A 1774-nucleotide genomic window follows, 5' to 3' on the forward strand; every position below is an offset into this window, starting at 1 on the left:
GCGCTGGCCGGCGCCATCGACAACACGGCGTACAGCCTGTCCGGCCGATACACGCTGGGTGCCCATGGTTTCACCCTGGCCTATCAGAAGATCAACGGTGATACGCCGTTCGATTTTGTCGGTGGCGACTCCATCTACCTCGCCAACTCGATCAAGTACGCCGACTTCAACGGCGCCCGCGAACGCTCCTGGCAGGTTCGCTACGACCTGGACCTGGCCACCTTCGGGGTACCCGGCCTGAAGTTCATGGCCCGCTACGTCACCGGCGACCAGATCGACGGCACCCATGCGCCACAAGGCGGGGCCTACAACCCGTTCGACCCGGCGACCGGCACCTTCACACCGCAACAAGGTGACGGGGGCAAGCACTGGGAGCGGGACATTGACTTGAAGTACATCGTGCAATCCGGGGTGGCCAAGGACTTGTCGTTGCAACTGTCCCATGTGTCGCACCGGGCCAACGCGGCCCAGGCCGGCGATGACATCGACCGGGTGTACGTGGTCATCCAGTACCCGTTGAACTTTGGGCCGTTCTGAGTGGAAAGTGGCGGAAGGCAGCCGGAGTCGAACCTGCCCGGGAACGGATGCCGTCCCCAACCGGGTTTGAAGCCCGGCCGCGCCACCGGGCGCGATTGCCTTCCTTGAAGTCATGCCTTTGAATCAGTGTTCTGTGTGCTGGGCCAACGCACTGTCCAGGCGAATYTGCCGGCGATCACCCAAGCGTCGTGTCAGACCGATACGGTCGAAGTACTCCAGTATCTGAATGCTGCGCTTGCGCCCCAGGCCCACGGCATCACGAAACGCCGCCACCTGAATCACCGGGTTGGCGTCTGCCAGTTGCAACAGCATAGCCGCCAATCGGTGGATCATGCTGTCGGTGTAAAACAGATCGCGCACCACCTGGTGCATCAAGCCCAGGCGCGCCATTTTGCGCAGCAAATCGCGCACGTCCGCTTCCTCATGCCCCAGGTCGCGCACCCAGGGCGGGTCGAAACCGGCCTGTTCGAACAGCGGCTGCACGTGTCGCCACAGGGCTTCGTCCTCTTCGCTCAAACGCACCTGATGCCCGGGCAGATGCAACCACGGACCGCTGCTGGCGATGTCGCCGCTGGCCAGTAACTCCTCGAGCAGGGTGATAAATGTTGCGCGTTCCAGAGTGCTACCGGTAAATCGGCGCAAACGATCCCGGTCCGGCCCCATTTGATCCGGTTCGAGTTGATGCAAGCGCGCGAGTTGCTCCAGTACGGCCGCTTTCAAGGCTTCCCAACGACTGGCGCTGAACAGCAACGCGCCTTGACGGGTTTCGACCCAGCGCACGTCAGCGGGCAACACCCAGCTGCTGCGCAGTCGGTTGAACTGCCGTTCCAGGCGCTGCGGATCGAGCCCGCTGTCGCTATGGGCCAGCAATGCCGGCAAAACATCCTCCAGCTTTGCGCTGTTCACCAATGCATGCAGCTGCGCCAATCGTTCGGGGCTGCGGCGTTGCCGAGTGGGAGCAAACGGGTCGAGCACCCGGCCGCCGCCCAGCGTACGTTGGGCACTCTGGTCGCGCAGGATCAGCGGATCGCCTTTCACCGCATGCACCGGTGTATTGAGCAACAGTTGGGCCAACATCCGCTCACCGGGCGCCAGGCTGGTGCCTTCGAGCAAGGCGACTCGCCCGGTGACGTCCTGGGTGCCGAGGTGCACGTGCACCGGTTGAAAGTGCTCGAAGGCGCGGGGTTCACCGGGGAGCAACTGCATGTCGAAGTCCAGCCGTTGGGTGGGCGCATAC

The 1774-nt window shown here is 63.3% G+C and carries 2 protein-coding genes and 1 tRNA gene; 1 reads left to right on the forward strand and 2 read right to left on the reverse strand.

The genetic code is table 11. The annotated features are described in order from the left end of the window. Nucleotides 1-537, forward strand: a 537-nt coding sequence (locus tag ACXRVY_RS27205) for an OprD family outer membrane porin (RefSeq protein WP_458238748.1), incomplete at its 5' end; no start/stop codon positions are given. Between the two features lie 8 nt (nucleotides 538-545). Here ACXRVY_RS27205 and ACXRVY_RS27210 read toward each other — a convergent pair. Together ACXRVY_RS27210 and ACXRVY_RS27215 are read right to left on the reverse strand one after the other, a co-directional pair. Continuing rightward, nucleotides 546-641 (reverse strand) — tRNA-Sec (locus ACXRVY_RS27210). Between the two features lie 19 nt (nucleotides 642-660). Then, nucleotides 661-1774, reverse strand: a 1114-nt coding sequence (locus ACXRVY_RS27215; protein WP_458238749.1) for a SelB domain-containing protein, incomplete at its 5' end; no start/stop codon positions are given.

This window comes from Pseudomonas sp. P5_A2_2 (genome assembly GCF_054177685.1).